We start from the raw sequence: 14863 nt of genomic DNA, 5'->3' as shown, positions 1-14863 counted from the left end.
TTTAATCCTTCAAACTACTTAATTTGATTTCAAATGGTTTGCATTTAAGTAAATCTATTTTGTATTTAACTTGCAAGATGTCATTATGTAATTGAATAGGCGTAATTTTAGGAAATTCACTTTTGATAGCATAAGCATGTATTGAATCAATCAAAAAAGAATATAATTCTTGGGTTTCACTCGAAAAATATCCATATTCTAATAATTTTGTTTCAAACAAGTTGTAAATTTCATAATCTATCTCTTTAAAATATTGTTTAATATCATTAATAAGTTCAACAATAGTTTTTCCATTCTCTGATGGCGATATACCATATGCTATTAAAAATAATGGCTTTTCTTCACTATAAAGCTGGTAAGCAGAAGATATTGTAACGATAGGTGCTTTGCTTGTTTTATAAGTTTTAACTTCTAACATTTTCTTTGAAAGCAAAAAGTCTTGTTTATCAAAATCCGGTCCAACCCAAGAAAAAATAGCATTTTTAATCCCTTCTTGGGGAATTACAAAATCAAGCATACATTGCAATTCACCAAAAAGTCCCATTTGAACTTCTATACCAAATTCATGACGACTTTTTAATTTCAAAAACTGATGCCATTTTGTGATTCGTTGTTCAATTATTTCAATTAAATAATTTTTGTTTGATTCTTTTGAAACAACATCAATTAGATCTTTGCACAAAGTAAAAAAGACATCCAAATACTCATCAGGATGTTCTAAAAACAAAATGAGCTCACTTTGTTCTTTAGTACAACGCCTTGTAATCGAAATACCCTTTAAGTTATTAATAATATCTTTATTAACATGATAATTTATACAAGTAAGATTTACATAGAAGCCGCAACGTGAATTAATATCTTTTAACCAAAACAAGCCATGGATATCTGTTCCACTTACTCGCCTTTGAGAATTTAAAGGCATTTCATCCCATGGATAATTTGCTTTAATCATCAAAATCCATCTCCTCTAATTCCCTAATTTTAATAAGAACGGTATTCATCGTATATTCAACTGTCTGTGTACAATCTAATCCATTATTTGGAAAACATACTCCAAATGCAGGTAAAAATTCAACAAATTCTGTATTTAAAATATGAAGCATTAGTATAGGGTTTTTGAGCCGCTCTCTTATAAATTGTGTTTTTTCTTTCGGCTTTGTAAAAGTTTTTTTTCTCATTTCTTCAAGATCAATATTATCAAGTAAAATTAATTCAGGCGAGCCAGATGAAATTTTTCGTTGACCTATTTCGTAATAATCATTATATTCTGTATAGCTTGTCCGCAATTCAGTAGCAATTTTTAAATTATCAATTCTACATTCTAAAGACGTCCCTGTATATAGCACAATATCCCATTTTGTATCTATTGTTTCTGCATATTTTTGAATATGCCGTATTGGCATTAATCCTTGTATACCTTGAGTATCATATGTTTTGAAATTTTTAATAAAAGCGGATACTAAAGATTTATCTTGGTCTTTCCAAATATATTTATCAGAGTCAATGTGGGGGAGTTGTTTGATTAAGTGTTCTATCAAATTAAAATTGAATTCATGTATCTTTATATCTTTAGAAAATCGAACCGTTTCTTTGAGATGCCCATTAAGGTTCATTGAATGCATGAATTTTTTTGTATTTTTCAGCTTATTTTTAGCAGTAATTTGAAGAAGACTATCTGGATGCTGTCTAACGGCTAATCCAAAATCAAGTGGAGTTCTTTTTGATGCTGCCATTAATCTTAGATTTTGAATTAAATCTTCAGTTGCTTCTATAATTTGGGTAAAATTATCCATCATTTCTTCTGTCATATAAATTTTACATAAATCTTCGTATCCATCTCTATAGCCAAACCAACGTCCCATCTGCATTAAAGTATCATAAAAGACTGTGTTACGTAAAAAATAACTAATACTTAACCCTTCTAATGTATAACCTCTTGCAACACTTGTACCACCAATCACAATCGCATTTGTTGGTCTATCTTTGCGATATTCTAATTCAATTGTTCTTTTTTGATGTACTTCTCTTACAATCACTGTCTTGACTGAATAATGTAATTGTTCTTTAATTTCGTACCAAGAGAAATTTATATCTTGATAGTTTTTTTCAAAAGACTCTTTTAGCTCTTGAATATAAATACTTTGTTCTTCTGCATCCTTCAATAAAGAATAAGATGTTATATCTGTTTTTACTAAAGACAAATAATTTTCCACTAAAAGGGATAATTTTCTATGTACATCTGTAAAACGTGTTGCATGAATTAACATACTATTGTGTTTTTGTTCTTGACCTCTTTTCCATCGAATAGCAATATTTAATAAAAATAACCTAATAGCTTCAAAAATGCTCTCTGGAAGAACTTGAGGTACAAAATCTTTTTTATGCCCTAATGGTAAAATATTTTTATAGTCATTTTCTGGTATCGAAATCAAATACCTTTTTTCTGATTCTATAAAAATTTTTTTTGCCCCAAAATAATTTGTTGGCGCATCCAACGTATAGATAAAATCACGAGGGAATAGATCTTCACCATATTTGTCATGATTTACTTCATGGTTAATAAAAATATTTGCGAATGGTGTAGCTGTATATGCTACATAACAGCTCTTGTGAAATAAATTCAGCAATTTCCTTAGCTTTTCATTAATTTTTGTTGGATCATTATCTTCGTTGGTATTAATAGAAGCATAATCAGATTCATCATCAATCAATAACATAGCATGATTAGAAATCTTATTTTTATATTGATTTTCGAGCCAAGAAATTACATTTTTAAGTGTTGTAGTATTTTTTTTAATTACTAAAAGTATGGGTGTCGTATTGGTCTCAAAATTTGTTCCTTGTGAATTTCTTCTTGCATCATTTATATTAAAATCATTTTCAACAGTTGTTAAACTAATAGGTAGTTTTTCAAGTGGGGCATTGCCTATACCAGCACCTATTTGTTGACCTTTGTCTGCACCAATAAAAGCTTCATTTATTCTTTCTTGTGTTTGATTGCGTAAATTATTAATTCCTCCAGCTATAACAACAATAAATTTATATCCTGCATCTGCCGCTTTACATATTAATGATGAATAATTTGCTGTTTTTCCAGACTGAACATGTCCAACGACCATACCATAAATACTAAATGTATTATTTTCTGGATTTTCAAGATTATCCATAACCATATCAGAGTCTATATCTATTGTTTTGATAACTTCTTCAGGCAAAGATTTTTTTAAATATTTTTTATATCTGTTCCAATAAAAATTTTCAGATTCTTGCTGTTTTTGCCCTGTCCACCAAGAAGTATCACGTTTTTGTTGTTCATCTCCTTGAATAAGGATACCTTGATCCATTCGTACGTCAAATAGTGTTTCTAATTCATTCCGCATACGACTTAAATCATTATCTGATAAGTCAATAACATCAACATTAAAAATAGCACTGAGAATAACTTTTGGAGATGATATTAAGATTTTTACATTGTTAAATTCATCATCTAAATCATCTTTATCTAAAAGACCTTTTTCACCTTGTATTTCTTGTAATTTTCCGAAAAGATAGGTTTTAATTCTTTGATAATCATTCACTGTAGTAATTCCTTTCTATCTTTAAAAAGTTCAGTTTTCAATAATTTTTCAATGTATTCTTGACTTAATCCTATCTCTTTAAGTTTATATGCCAAGTCTTTAATTTCGTCTTCTGACATAAGTTCATCTTGTTTTAATTGATGTGGTTGCTGTTGCTGATAAGATTGAATCGCAGGTAATGGTAAGAAAGCTTCTAAACTTTTAAGATAAGAATTAAATAAAAATTGGGTCTCAGGGGATATCTGATTGATTATTGTTTGATAAATTGGATGTTCTTTATTAATTCCAAAATAAATTTGGTTATTGTCTGGAATAATGTTCCAAAATCGTGTAATAGTTTTATCTTTTATACTTGATGCTCTTTTTATAAAAGGTTTAATACCTTCTTTCACAACTTCATGAATTATTCTTTTTAAATCTTGCTTTATTTCAGGTACAGGATTTGCAGTAGATTTTTTAATGTCAATTCCCCAAAATATATCTTGATCATTAGAGATATCAATTTTAATTCTAACAAGTTTATGTGCATCTGTTGCCTTATGCAACCCCCACCAAGTACCATATATTAAGAGTCGATTGCCCCTATAAAAATAAAAACCTTGAGACTTAATATATCCATCTTCTGTGCCAAATTCTTCCCATTCTTGTTGCGAAACATTTTTATGGTGAGGTAAAATATACGGTGTAATTTCAATAGATGAGCCAAATAATTTTATTTTCTCTGTACTAATTTCCCTTGTAAATTGATTCATTTTATTAAAAGGGTCAAAAGGAATCAATAAACTCTGGTTGACAAAAATTTTTAATTTTTTAGATCCAGGTATACCTTCTAAATATCTATGAAATACCAATGATAAGTGTTTTCTAAGCTTATCAATTCTTTGTGCAAAGCTCTCCTTTTCATACCGATCGAATTTCTCCCATATAACAAGTGTCCCAGATTGATTATTTTCTAAATTTTGAACAAGAGGATAATGTTTATATTCTGAATACTCTGGTGTTAACAACTTCCATTCATTTTGCAATGATATATATTCTAAATCCCATTGTTTTATGTTGATCTCATTGTTTTTTTTGGAAATTAATGTTAATTTCATACATTGAGAAAAAGAAGCGGTTTTTAAACCCAAGCCAAATCTACCTAAATCATGCTTGTCTCTTTTTAAATCAGGATCTTTAGTTGCTAATCTCATAGCTTCCACAAGTTCTAATTCTGTCATACCGCAACCATTGTCTAACATACAAAATAATAACTCAGGTTGAGCGATTGCGTGTATATCAATTTGAGTTGCTCCTGCAGATATACTATTATCTAATACGTCTGCAACGGCTATTTCGAATGTATATCCTACATCCCGAAGTGATTTTATAAAATTATTTAAATTTGGACGAACAATAGTTGTTTTCATTTAAAACTTTACCAATTTCTTGTGCAATCTTTTCTACCATAGGGACGACAACAGAATTGCCAGCTTGTTTATACAAACTTGCACGTGAAATATTAGAAGGAAGTAAAAAAGTCTTTGGAAACCCTTGTAAGTTAAAACATTCTTTTGGAGTAAGTCGGCGAGGCATACCATCATCTAAAATAATCGGAATATTATGTCCTCCTCCACCCATATTTGCAGTTAAAGTTGGGCATACAGCTGATTTATTTGCGCGAACATAATAGCGTCTATATTGATAAACTATTTTTGAATTATTTACTGCTTCTTGAACTTTCTGATGAATAGGATTAGATAAGTCATTATAAAAGTCTGATTCTAAGATGGTTGTTTTATCTAAAAATTCGTGAACTTCTTTTCTCGGTCGCATTTCCTTCTTAGGGATAACAAATGAAGATGAGAATGGAGCATAGAGTGAAAGATCAAGTTGTATGTTTTCTTTAACAGGCTTTTTAAAACTGTAATCAGGCTCATCTCTGAATCCAACAATATAAATTCTTTCTCTACCTTGTGGGATATCAGTATGTTCTGCTGCATTCAAAATAAATGGTATAAATGAGTATCCAACTTCTTTCAATTTATCTCTAATAATGGCAAATGTTTTTCCATTATTGTGAGTTGCCAAAGTTTTGACATTTTCTAAAAAGTATGCTTGTGGCTTCAGATCATCTAAAAACCGTATAACCTCAAAAAAAAGTTTTCCTCGTTCATCATCAAAGCCTTTTCCATGACCAGCTTGAGAAAATGGTTGACAAGGAAATCCTGCTGTTAAAACATCAATTGGAGATAGTGTCTTCGTATTTAAACTTTGCACATCATGCTCAAATAAAAGAGTATCATTGTGATTAAGTTTATATGTAATACATGCTTTATTATCAAATTCGTTTGACCATAAAATATTAAAAGAAGCGTTTTTAAAAGCTTGGCATACACCTCCAACGCCCGCAAATAAACTTCCTACTGAATAAGTGTTCATACTATATAACTTTATTAAAAATATTTTTTATTATTATAGTAGCTTTGTTGCTCCATAGCAATAAAAAAATTTGTAATAAAAAATTTTTACTCAAAACATCCCTTTTCATCTAAAATTCTTAAAAACATAGCAGAGATAGACATTCTGGGATAGTGTTGATCTCTAAATAGCTCTATCTTCTCTTTTTCCGCCTTAGTAAGCGATAAAGAGAGCTTGGCATAACGTTTCGTCTCGGTATTATGATTGGCTGGATTTAAGCCCTTATATCTATCATTGCTTCGATTTTTGCGAATAAATTCTGTATCTTGGAGTGATAATGTAGGTTCTTCTTTTTTCGTTTTTGCTTTTTCCATTGTTCGTTTTCCTATGGTTTTGAAGTGATAGCTTTGTTTTTGTTGCGCTTTAAGGATTTTTCTTTTGCTTCTTGATATACTCCCAAGGCACTTAACAGTAGGTACATGTCATGAATGGCTGACTTTGAGAACCTAATATTTTCTTGGTGTAAATTTTTTTGCACAATCCAATCATTGATTTTGTCTTCTTGTGTCGCATAGATTTTCTTCTTATATTTTTGATTGATGGGTTTATCATTTTGATTTTTTCTCTTGTAGGAGCGCTTTTGAGTCTGCTCGTTATCATACAATTTAATTTTCTCTTTTAGCTCTTCAAAGATTTCTTCGTTTTGAAAAATAGGCTCAAAATCATACGCTTTATTTTTATACAAATTCTCATAAAACATTTTGAGATAAACAGGATGCTCAATATCTTGTAAATCATACTTGTATCTTTCAAAAAACTCATTTTCTCTTTTAAAAAAGCTGTCCATAAAAAAATGTCCTTGATTCACATTGCGATAATAAACAAGGCTTGTGCGGATATATAGAAATGTAATGTTTAGATCTTCAATCGTTTGTAAAATAAGTTTTTTAGACACATCGGTGTATTTTTTCTCTCTATCAGCAGTTCCCATTTGTAAGCGATTAAAAACAACAAATACAGGGATAGTCTTATCTTCAAGTGCGTCATTAATTTTTTGGAGTGCGGCGATGGTTTTCAAAATATCAATATGGCTATTGTTGGTTAATACCATAATGGCACTTGCTTGATTTAACAAAGGCTTGTAAATTCTTTTTATGTCAAAGATGGCTGTTTCATTGCTTTCTACTTTTTTGTCACTTTCAAATTCATACTCATCAAAATACCTGACGGTATATCGAGATGGGTTTAAGATTTTTTTTAAATAATAGACCAAATCATCTTTTTGTTCTTGATAAAAATGTAACCTTAATAGCCTTGCTAATTGATACGCTATAGTTGAACTACCAACACCATTAATTAAAGAATAGAACACAATCTTATGCGGTATATCAACAAACATCTTTTTTCCTCAAATTGTAGTGTAATCGAGTGCATTATACTATATAAAAACTTTTGTTCAAAACTCCCACAATTAATGGGTTTTCAACTTTCATTTAAACTTATTCCCAAATTTTAGCCCTTTCAAACTTTTTATAAAGACCACCTAAATATAGCCATTTTTCTCAATTTCTCTCTTTTTTTTAGCCAGAAATTCGACCTATATACTGTCACTATCAAAACAAAATAAGGAGTCTATATGAAACCAAACTACATCAACGAAGTTATCTTACAAGACCTTGCAAAGCGCTACGACAAATCAGCCCTTACAAAAAAGGAGTTAGCCAAAGAACTTAGTGTGTCATTGAGCGCAATTAACAACTGCATTGTTAAAGGTTATGGCATTCCAGAATACATAAAACTTGGGCATCAAAGTAATGCCAGAGTGGTATTTCCAGTTGCCTGCGTGGCTCAGTTTTTAAGCAACACCGTTAAAGTCGCATAGATTTTACGTGAGTGCTCTAAGAGTCTTGACATAAAAATCTAAAAAACATAGGGAGAATACAATGAGAAACGGAACAATGAATAGAGGAACAAATAGAGGTCAAGGTAGTAGAAAAAGAGCCCATATCAGAATCGAGCATGAGAGAAATTTAGGTCATAGAGTGATTCATATTCGTGCAACAATCATTCATAAAGATCAATTTGATTTGAAAACCATGGATACAAAGCAACGCGTGAAATATTGTCTTTACTTCTCTACATTTGCATCAAATAACGTCATATATACCAATCCTAAACCAACCACACCTACCCTTCGTGTAGGAACGACATTTTCTGGTATTGGTGCTCCTGAATGGGCACTAAAACAGTTGGGAATTGAGCATACCAATGAGTTTATGGTGGAGATTGATAAAAACGCTCGAAAATCTTACCTTGCCAACTTCACCCCAAAACAAACATTTGAGGACATCACAAAAATTAACTACGAAGCAATGAATGACATCGATATCTTTTTCTTTGGTAGCCCTTGTCAAAGTTTTTCAATGCAAGGAAAACGTGGCGGGTTAGAAGACACTCGTGGCACCTTAGTCTATAATGGATTACAGGTTATCAAAGCAAAGCAACCTAAATACTTCGTTTATGAAAATGTGAAAGGGATGTTGAGTCACGATGGAGGAAATACGTTTAAAGTCATCAAAGAAGCATTTGATGAACTCAATTACAACATTCAATATAAGGTCTTAAATGCCAAACATTATGGTTCTCCCCAAAATAGAGAGCGTTTATTTATTGTAGGTATTCGCAAAAATATCAACCAAACTTTTGAATTTCCCAAGCCATTGCCTTATATTCCATGTGTAAATGATGTGATGAAAGAAGGTGAAGATTATTCGACCCTTTTATTAAGCACCAAAAACCTTGTCAAAAAAGTACCAAACCCACAAACAGACATCAAAATCGTAGCGGAATACTCACATCTAAACTACGCAAGTGACAAGCGCATTTGCTCAACCCAAGGAATTAGCCCATGCCTCACCAAAGGTGGCTCAAAAACTCGCTTCTTTGATACAAAGAATAATGTCTATCGTCGCCTTTCAGAAAAAGAACTCTCACGTATTCAAGGTTTCGGTGACGAATACATTTTTCCTGTTGCAAACACTCATATCAAACAGCAGCTTGGAAATAGTATGGCGGTGCAAGTGATGAAGTCTTTATTGAAAAACCTTGTGCCTAACTTATTGCCAAAAACACAAGAAGAGACCTTAATCCAAGCCGCATAGGTGTCTCTTTAAGTGCTCTTGGAGCATTTAAAGAAGTGTCTATATACATAAAAAAGGAGAAACAATGACGTAATTCTTGGATGAAAATATTTGGCAAACAGCAAGTGAGATTAATTGTTTAACCAAAACCAGAAGACAAAACAACAAGGAGTTTAAAAATGAAAACAAATCGAGAAAAAATTGCAAGTGTGTATATTGGTGGTGATGAGTATGTAGATTTTAAAAAAGAAACATATTTAATATTTAAAAAAAATGTTTTAGATGGTATCGAAAAAGCTAAAAAGAACCATGAAGATTTAAATGAGATAGCAATTGTAAGTTCTATGGGGCATGTGATCATTTTAAGTTATGCAAAATATATGGTTCAATATTTAGATGATTTTTATCAACACAAAAATTGAAATTTTTTAAAGGCTTGTACCCTTTAAAAAATTAATCTTGTAAATTATACTTATAATCCAATCATGCACTTTAAAAACACAACAAGGAGACCCTTATGAACATTACAACCCTATACATTATTTTAACAATTCTGGCAGTTGGAATTGTTTATGCAATCTACCAAATCAGTACTATGCAACAGTATTTAGTTCTCGTAGATAAAGCATTTGAATCTTATGATAAACAAATCACATCCCACCAAAAAGCCATAAAAACATTAGCTGATAAGCTTAGTGAATATGAAAAAAACCTCTCCACACTGAGACATACTATCACTTTCCAAGAAGCTGACTTCAAAGAAAAGCTTGCCCTTATAGATGAAAGATGGTCAATTATTGCGGATGATAGAATCACGTCTATTCCAAAAAATAACAAAGAGTGGTATGAAGCCAAGCTCATTATCCAACAACCTATTCAAAAGACTTGGAAAGCCCCAAAGAATTCTCAAACCAAACAATCATTGGTTAAAGCTTCGCATGAAAGTAATGATGAAGAGGATGACGATGGTGATGGCACTAACCAAGAATTTACAGAAATAGACAACCAACAGTTTGAAGAGATACTCAACACTAAAAGCCATGGCAAAAACGTCTATTATCACCCTTCTAAATTCTCTAATACTCCTCACTAATTCTTCTTTTTTGCTTCGCTCTTAGTCTCGTAAGAGCCTGCAATTTTCATCTTTCTAAAAGTGAAAATGTAAAGCAGGTTTTACACTTCATGAGTAAATAACCGCTTTAAAGTTCGAAAAAAAATATTTGTTTGATTTCGCTTATACTCCAATAAACGAGGTAAGGAGGCACATATGACAGCAGTAATGAGAATTGAGACCATCAATTTTGCTACCATGAAACGAGGCACTAAGGAGGTAAGAGGCATTGAGGATGGCGGAATGCTTGGATTACTCAAACACAATCAACGAAAACTTTACAATAAAACCCATGAGGTGAAATCCAAACAAGCCACCAATATTGATAAGATGCGAAGCCATCTGAACCACTATTTTAAAATAATGAGTGAAAGCGATATTGAAGCCTTAAAAGCGATACCCCATAGAACCAACCAAGTAGGAGCCTTTCAGATGGTCTTTGATTTTCAAGATTTAACAGAAGAGGATTTAGAGAAGTTTCATGATAAAAATTATGCTACCAAGCACGCTAAAATGATTTTATCCTATCTTAAAGAGCAAGGCATTTTAGAGCATTTTGAACTGTTGGAGTTGGTGTGTCACAATGATGAAAAGAACCCACATTTTCACCTCACTTTTTCAGCCTACGATAGCCTATCCAAGGAGTGGGGCTATAATGAATTTTTCTCTCCTATTGTAGGAAGTGAGCCTGTTAGAAAAAATGGTGAAGTAGTCTATCAAATTGAAAACCGTGGAAAAAATAAAGGCAAACCAAAGCTCGATGAAAATGGTAATAGAGTTCCAAAGACACAAGTGGTGCGTCAATCAATCTTGCAAACATTACAAGATAATTGGAATGATTTCTTAATCAAACACCATCAGCCTTATCGCAACAAGAAAGAATTTTCTTCATTGCTTCAATACACCAAAAGTATTTGGAGGGCATTTAGCCCAGAACTGAAAGAAAAAATCTATGCCATCAGAAAAAAAGAGACCGAACTCAATAAAGCATTGATGCTCAATAAAAGCACTTATTCGAAGTTAAAAAATGAGCTTGTATTGATGTTTAACGACATCCAAGAAAAAACAGATGCCATTAAAAAGAAGCTCTTTCACCAGCACATTCACTAAGCCACTTTGGGGGCATGGTGTTTAAAGCGCCCCATCTTTTTATCCTCCTTTTGAACTTGTGTGTTCTTGTTTGCTAAATGCGATATATAGGAAGCACTTTTAGAAGCGTGTGTGGAAACCGAAAAGAGGATATAAGGCTTTTCTTTTAACATTTTAACCCAATGGTTCATATATTCAGCATGAGCTGTATTTTTCATTGAGATAGTGTGTTTAGCACATAAAAAGGCACTTGATAATTCTGCAATCAGTTCTTCAAAGGCATAGACATCATCATACTTCTTTACATGGTTAGCTCTGTTTAATCTTGTCTCGTGCCCACTCCAATGCGATAATTCATGAAAAAGTGTGGAGTAGTAATTCTCTTTATCCACAAACTCGTCAATATGGGGCATAAAAATAGCATCGTCTTTGGGTGAATATGCCGGTGAGCCCCTGTATATTTGAGCTTTGGTGGCAGCTATCATTTTTTCCACTTCATCAATCTTTTCATTTTTAGAAAGTGGTAGCTCTTCTTCAAAGTTAATGCCTTCAACTTGGTCAATGTTATAAACCTTGTAATTTTTTAAGACCGTGTGTTTCTCATCCATCTCTTTTTCTTCCCCACTCTCTTCATCTTCTTTAGTGATGGTTTTTACAATGTTTTTTAAAAAGAAAATATCACGGGCATTATCTAACTCTTCTTTTTTAATAGTGCCTCCAAGTTGCTCTACTTGCTTAGCGGTGATCCATTGGTTGCTTTGGAATTTGTGTCTCATAAGCGATAAGATATTAATACCACTATACTCACCACCTGATACTGCACTTCGTGGCATTCCATTGTTTAGTTTCCATGATTGCTTCCAAGGCTGAACACCTTGTTCTAATTCAGCAATAAAGTTCTCTACTAATTGCTTATAGTTATTGTATGGATTTGTGGTTTGGGGTTTAATTTCTTCATTCATGCTATCACCTCGCTGTTTGGATATATAATTCATTATAATAAAAAATTATCAAACGCAGGATTATTTTGCGAAACAAATGAAAAATAGTGCATCTTTTTTTGAAGCCTAAAATACGTTAAAAACAAAGGATAAAAAAAAGAAAAACCACATGATGATTCAGAGATATTTTTAGGATAAAACCACCCAAGAGAGGTAATATACTATCCCAGCAGAGGGTAAAACTTAGCCTGATAGGGGTAATGAAGAGCTTTGAAACCCTTATGGTGTGGGGCTAAGATTTTCTATACTTTATACTTATACTCTCAAAGGAGCGTCTATCACGCTCCCCTTGGGTAACAAGGGAGGGTTAAGAGGTTAGTTGTTTTTTAGAAACCAGAAGGGTGGGGGTTGTGGTGTTTCCTAAGATAAGGGTGTATTCACTATTATCATTTAAACTTTTAATGGCACTTCTAAGTTTAGAGCTTTGGTTATAGAGGGTTCGTTGTGAGGTAGATGGTAAGAAAAGTTGCTCTCTTAATTCATTAAATCCCATGGTAAAATTTTTATGAGCCATGGAAGCAAACTTGTACTGTATCTTGGTATATAAGAGTTGCTCTAAATCACTTCGCTCTTTAAAATAATGGGTATTATCAATCTGGTAATAGGGTTGCTTGTATTTGAAGAGATTTGTCTCATTGTTAGTTGTGAATTGAAAACTCATCACACATGGATGCACTTGAAAGGTAAGCATGGCTTCATTTTTAGCATAGATGAGTAATGGGGCTGTAATGATTTTACTCTTGTTCTTGGTGTAAAAAGACAAAGTAGTGGATGCTAAGCGTTGTAAGCTTTTAAATATTTTTCCAAAAATATCATTACTGGATCGGTTGTGGCTTTGGTTGTTGAGCAAGGTGTAAAAATTGGCAAGGCTAAGGGTTGCTTGGTTGCTATACACTTGCCTCTCAATGGGCAAATATTCCTCATTGGGGCTTTTTGCACTAATGGCAATAAAGGGTTCCTCATTTTGTTTTTGGAGGGCTTGGAGAATGGATCGAAGGATTTTTTGATCATAAGCACATAGGTATTGCCCGCTTATTTCCACATAATCAAACCCTGTAAGATTTCTATCAAGTGGTTTCTTGAATGTTTGGGAAGATTGTTTTTTCACACGGATAGTGTTATCCTCTAATTTTTCTTCCTTCTCAATGTAATAAGAAGAAGGTACAGCTTTAAAAAAGTGAAACAACATCTCAATGCTTGCCATGCGGCTCTCTTTAAAATAATTTATACAAGAAGGCATCTTATTCTCCATCTAAAAATAAGACACCTTTATACAGCCTTGAATAAGTCGTTGGCTTGATAGAGGTAAAGTTCATCTTAATGGCTTCACACACAACATGAATATCATCTTGTTTTTTTAATGAAATCACCCATCTGCTATTATCCACTATGGCACTTGCTCCTCTTGAATTGGTTTGAGAGGTAGCATTTTCAGAATTGATGGCAGCTTTATTGGTATGGTGGAGTAATAAAATAGAACAGTTGTGTTCCATGGCTAATTCATTGAAGAAGCTTAATACCTTTGCCATGTCTGGGTTGGAGTTTTCTTCATAACCTTCATAACACTTAATAAGTGTGTCAAGAATGACTAAATCGGGTTTAGAGGTAGTAATTCTTTCTTTGAGGCTTTGCCAAAGGGGATTCTCTTTTTGAGGAATGTGTTTTGAGATAAGGCGTTGCGAACCTTTATAAGCAATGATTTCAAAATTGTTCTCATGCTTTTGAATGTCACTTTCCATAATCAAATTGCCCATCATATAAGCATGTAATCTTCGTTGTATATCTTCTAATCTATCCTCCAAGGATAGATATAAAATGCGTATTGGTTTTACAATCAGATGGTTTTTCACAACAGCATTGCAGGAAGCTAAAAGCATATTCAAAACAAAAAATGACTTGCCAGTAGCTCCGGGAGCTACCAATACTCCAACCTCTCCACGAGGTAATCCTTTTAGGGTTTCATCTAATTCTTGGGGTTGGGTGAAGATATCAAATTTTGTGAGGGTTTTTTCAAAATAGTTCATGGTCTTATTCTCCTTAGTAATTTTTAAAGGATTGATTATCCTTTGGAAGGAGTATAAGAATTAAAACGAGATTTCACGGGAATTTTTGAATTTGTTGAAAGATTTGGTGATTTTTACGATTACTTAGTAAAGTTGCATTCGCGAAAGATAAGAATTTTTAAAAGTATAAGCTATGTTACTTCCAATAAGTTGTTGGAAGTAACTTGTACTGTAAAAATAAAAAGTGCTAAAATTCACCTATGGATTCAATAGAAGAGATTACCGGAAATAAGGCTATTTAGCCACATAATAGTAGCAATTCGATGGAAACCAGCCTAAAAAATTTCTCTTGTTGGAAGTTGGTTGGAAGTAACTTTATTTTTGAAACTTTAAATATGATTTAAAATTGCTTGAAAGTCCATATTTTAGGGGAATAAAGAGTGGCTCCGAATGCTGGATTCGAACCAGCGACCAAGTGATTAACAGTCACCTACTCTACCGCTGAGCTAATTCGGAACACCAATGAATGAGGTCGAAATTA

General features: G+C 32.6%; 14 protein-coding genes and 1 tRNA gene. 5 read left to right on the top strand and 10 right to left on the bottom strand.

Annotation, left to right across the window (positions count from 1 at the left end; genetic code table 11):
• Position 1 precedes the first annotated feature (1 nt).
• From AC5SLP_RS01200 to AC5SLP_RS01175, 6 genes are all read right to left on the bottom strand, one after another.
• Positions 2–952 carry a PD-(D/E)XK motif protein gene (locus tag AC5SLP_RS01200; protein ID WP_495253311.1) on the bottom strand — a complete coding sequence of 317 codons (951 nt, stop codon included), beginning with the start codon at positions 950–952 and terminating at the stop codon, positions 2–4.
• Positions 945–3578: a Z1 domain-containing protein gene (locus AC5SLP_RS01195; protein ID WP_495253310.1), complete on the bottom strand. Its 2634-nt coding sequence runs from the start codon at positions 3576–3578 to the stop codon at positions 945–947. The genes AC5SLP_RS01200 and AC5SLP_RS01195 overlap by 8 nt, the downstream gene beginning before the upstream one ends.
• Positions 3575–4987, bottom strand: coding sequence for an ATP-binding protein (locus AC5SLP_RS01190; RefSeq protein ID WP_495253309.1), 1413 nt, complete (start codon positions 4985–4987; stop codon positions 3575–3577). Before AC5SLP_RS01190 ends, AC5SLP_RS01195 begins: the two co-directional genes overlap by 4 nt.
• Positions 4953–5999 (bottom strand): DNA cytosine methyltransferase, encoded by a 1047-nt coding sequence (locus tag AC5SLP_RS01185; RefSeq protein WP_495253308.1) that lies wholly within the window; start codon positions 5997–5999, stop codon positions 4953–4955. Before AC5SLP_RS01185 ends, AC5SLP_RS01190 begins: the two co-directional genes overlap by 35 nt.
• 86 nt (positions 6000–6085) lie before the next feature.
• The gene (locus tag AC5SLP_RS01180) at positions 6086–6352 is read right to left on the bottom strand and encodes a hypothetical protein (RefSeq protein WP_495253307.1); all 267 of its coding nucleotides are present in this window, start codon (positions 6350–6352) and stop codon (positions 6086–6088) included.
• An 11-nt stretch (positions 6353–6363) separates the two neighbouring features.
• Positions 6364–7377 carry a hypothetical protein gene (locus AC5SLP_RS01175; protein WP_495253306.1) on the bottom strand — a complete coding sequence of 338 codons (1014 nt, stop codon included), beginning with the start codon at positions 7375–7377 and terminating at the stop codon, positions 6364–6366.
• 237 nt (positions 7378–7614) lie between these two features.
• Here AC5SLP_RS01175 and AC5SLP_RS01170 point away from each other — a divergent pair, with 237 nt between their 5' ends.
• The 5 genes from AC5SLP_RS01170 to AC5SLP_RS01150 all read left to right on the top strand — a co-directional run bounded on the left by AC5SLP_RS01170 (position 7615) and on the right by AC5SLP_RS01150 (position 11339).
• Positions 7615–7860, top strand: coding sequence for a hypothetical protein (locus AC5SLP_RS01170; RefSeq protein ID WP_495253305.1), 246 nt, complete (start codon positions 7615–7617; stop codon positions 7858–7860).
• Between the two features lie 61 nt (positions 7861–7921).
• Positions 7922–9139, top strand: coding sequence for a DNA cytosine methyltransferase (locus AC5SLP_RS01165; RefSeq protein ID WP_495253304.1), 1218 nt, complete (start codon positions 7922–7924; stop codon positions 9137–9139).
• A 158-nt stretch (positions 9140–9297) separates the two neighbouring features.
• Positions 9298–9540: a hypothetical protein gene (locus tag AC5SLP_RS01160; RefSeq protein WP_495253303.1), complete on the top strand. Its 243-nt coding sequence runs from the start codon at positions 9298–9300 to the stop codon at positions 9538–9540.
• A gap of 95 nt (positions 9541–9635) precedes the next feature.
• Positions 9636–10211: a hypothetical protein gene (locus AC5SLP_RS01155; RefSeq protein WP_495253302.1), complete on the top strand. Its 576-nt coding sequence runs from the start codon at positions 9636–9638 to the stop codon at positions 10209–10211.
• Between the two features lie 174 nt (positions 10212–10385).
• Positions 10386–11339, top strand: a complete 954-nt coding sequence (locus tag AC5SLP_RS01150) for a plasmid recombination protein (protein WP_495253301.1) — start codon at positions 10386–10388, stop codon at positions 11337–11339.
• On the opposite strand, the gene AC5SLP_RS01145 is transcribed toward AC5SLP_RS01150, so the two are convergent.
• From AC5SLP_RS01145 to AC5SLP_RS01130, 4 genes are all read right to left on the bottom strand, one after another.
• Positions 11336–12280: an ArdC family protein gene (locus AC5SLP_RS01145; RefSeq protein WP_495253300.1), complete on the bottom strand. Its 945-nt coding sequence runs from the start codon at positions 12278–12280 to the stop codon at positions 11336–11338. The genes AC5SLP_RS01150 and AC5SLP_RS01145 overlap by 4 nt on opposite strands.
• A 346-nt stretch (positions 12281–12626) precedes the next feature.
• The gene (locus AC5SLP_RS01140; protein ID WP_495253299.1) at positions 12627–13523 is read right to left on the bottom strand and encodes a hypothetical protein; all 897 of its coding nucleotides are present in this window, start codon (positions 13521–13523) and stop codon (positions 12627–12629) included.
• 37 nt (positions 13524–13560) lie between these two features.
• Positions 13561–14343 carry an AAA family ATPase gene (locus AC5SLP_RS01135; RefSeq protein WP_495253298.1) on the bottom strand — a complete coding sequence of 261 codons (783 nt, stop codon included), beginning with the start codon at positions 14341–14343 and terminating at the stop codon, positions 13561–13563.
• 420 nt (positions 14344–14763) lie between these two features.
• Positions 14764–14838 (bottom strand) — tRNA-Asn (locus AC5SLP_RS01130).
• Between the last annotated feature and the right edge of the window lie 25 nt (positions 14839–14863).

The organism is Sulfurospirillum sp. E15m (assembly GCF_059415145.1).
Note: the sequence above shows the minus strand (reverse complement) of the source record. Positions and strands in the feature narration are given on the sequence as shown.

Coding starts and splice junctions, on each gene's coding strand:
- AC5SLP_RS01200 (WP_495253311.1), bottom strand. CDS start 952: ATGATTAAAGCAAATTATCCATGGGATGAAATGCCTTTAAATTCTCAA.
- AC5SLP_RS01190 (WP_495253309.1), bottom strand. CDS start 4,987: ATGAAAACAACTATTGTTCGTCCAAATTTAAATAATTTTATAAAATCA.
- AC5SLP_RS01185 (WP_495253308.1), bottom strand. CDS start 5,999: ATGAACACTTATTCAGTAGGAAGTTTATTTGCGGGCGTTGGAGGTGTA.
- AC5SLP_RS01180 (WP_495253307.1), bottom strand. CDS start 6,352: ATGGAAAAAGCAAAAACGAAAAAAGAAGAACCTACATTATCACTCCAA.
- AC5SLP_RS01175 (WP_495253306.1), bottom strand. CDS start 7,377: ATGTTTGTTGATATACCGCATAAGATTGTGTTCTATTCTTTAATTAAT.
- AC5SLP_RS01170 (WP_495253305.1), top strand. CDS start 7,615: ATGAAACCAAACTACATCAACGAAGTTATCTTACAAGACCTTGCAAAG.
- AC5SLP_RS01165 (WP_495253304.1), top strand. CDS start 7,922: ATGAGAAACGGAACAATGAATAGAGGAACAAATAGAGGTCAAGGTAGT.
- AC5SLP_RS01160 (WP_495253303.1), top strand. CDS start 9,298: ATGAAAACAAATCGAGAAAAAATTGCAAGTGTGTATATTGGTGGTGAT.
- AC5SLP_RS01155 (WP_495253302.1), top strand. CDS start 9,636: ATGAACATTACAACCCTATACATTATTTTAACAATTCTGGCAGTTGGA.
- AC5SLP_RS01150 (WP_495253301.1), top strand. CDS start 10,386: ATGACAGCAGTAATGAGAATTGAGACCATCAATTTTGCTACCATGAAA.
- AC5SLP_RS01145 (WP_495253300.1), bottom strand. CDS start 12,280: ATGAATGAAGAAATTAAACCCCAAACCACAAATCCATACAATAACTAT.
- AC5SLP_RS01140 (WP_495253299.1), bottom strand. CDS start 13,523: ATGGCAAGCATTGAGATGTTGTTTCACTTTTTTAAAGCTGTACCTTCT.
- AC5SLP_RS01135 (WP_495253298.1), bottom strand. CDS start 14,343: ATGAACTATTTTGAAAAAACCCTCACAAAATTTGATATCTTCACCCAA.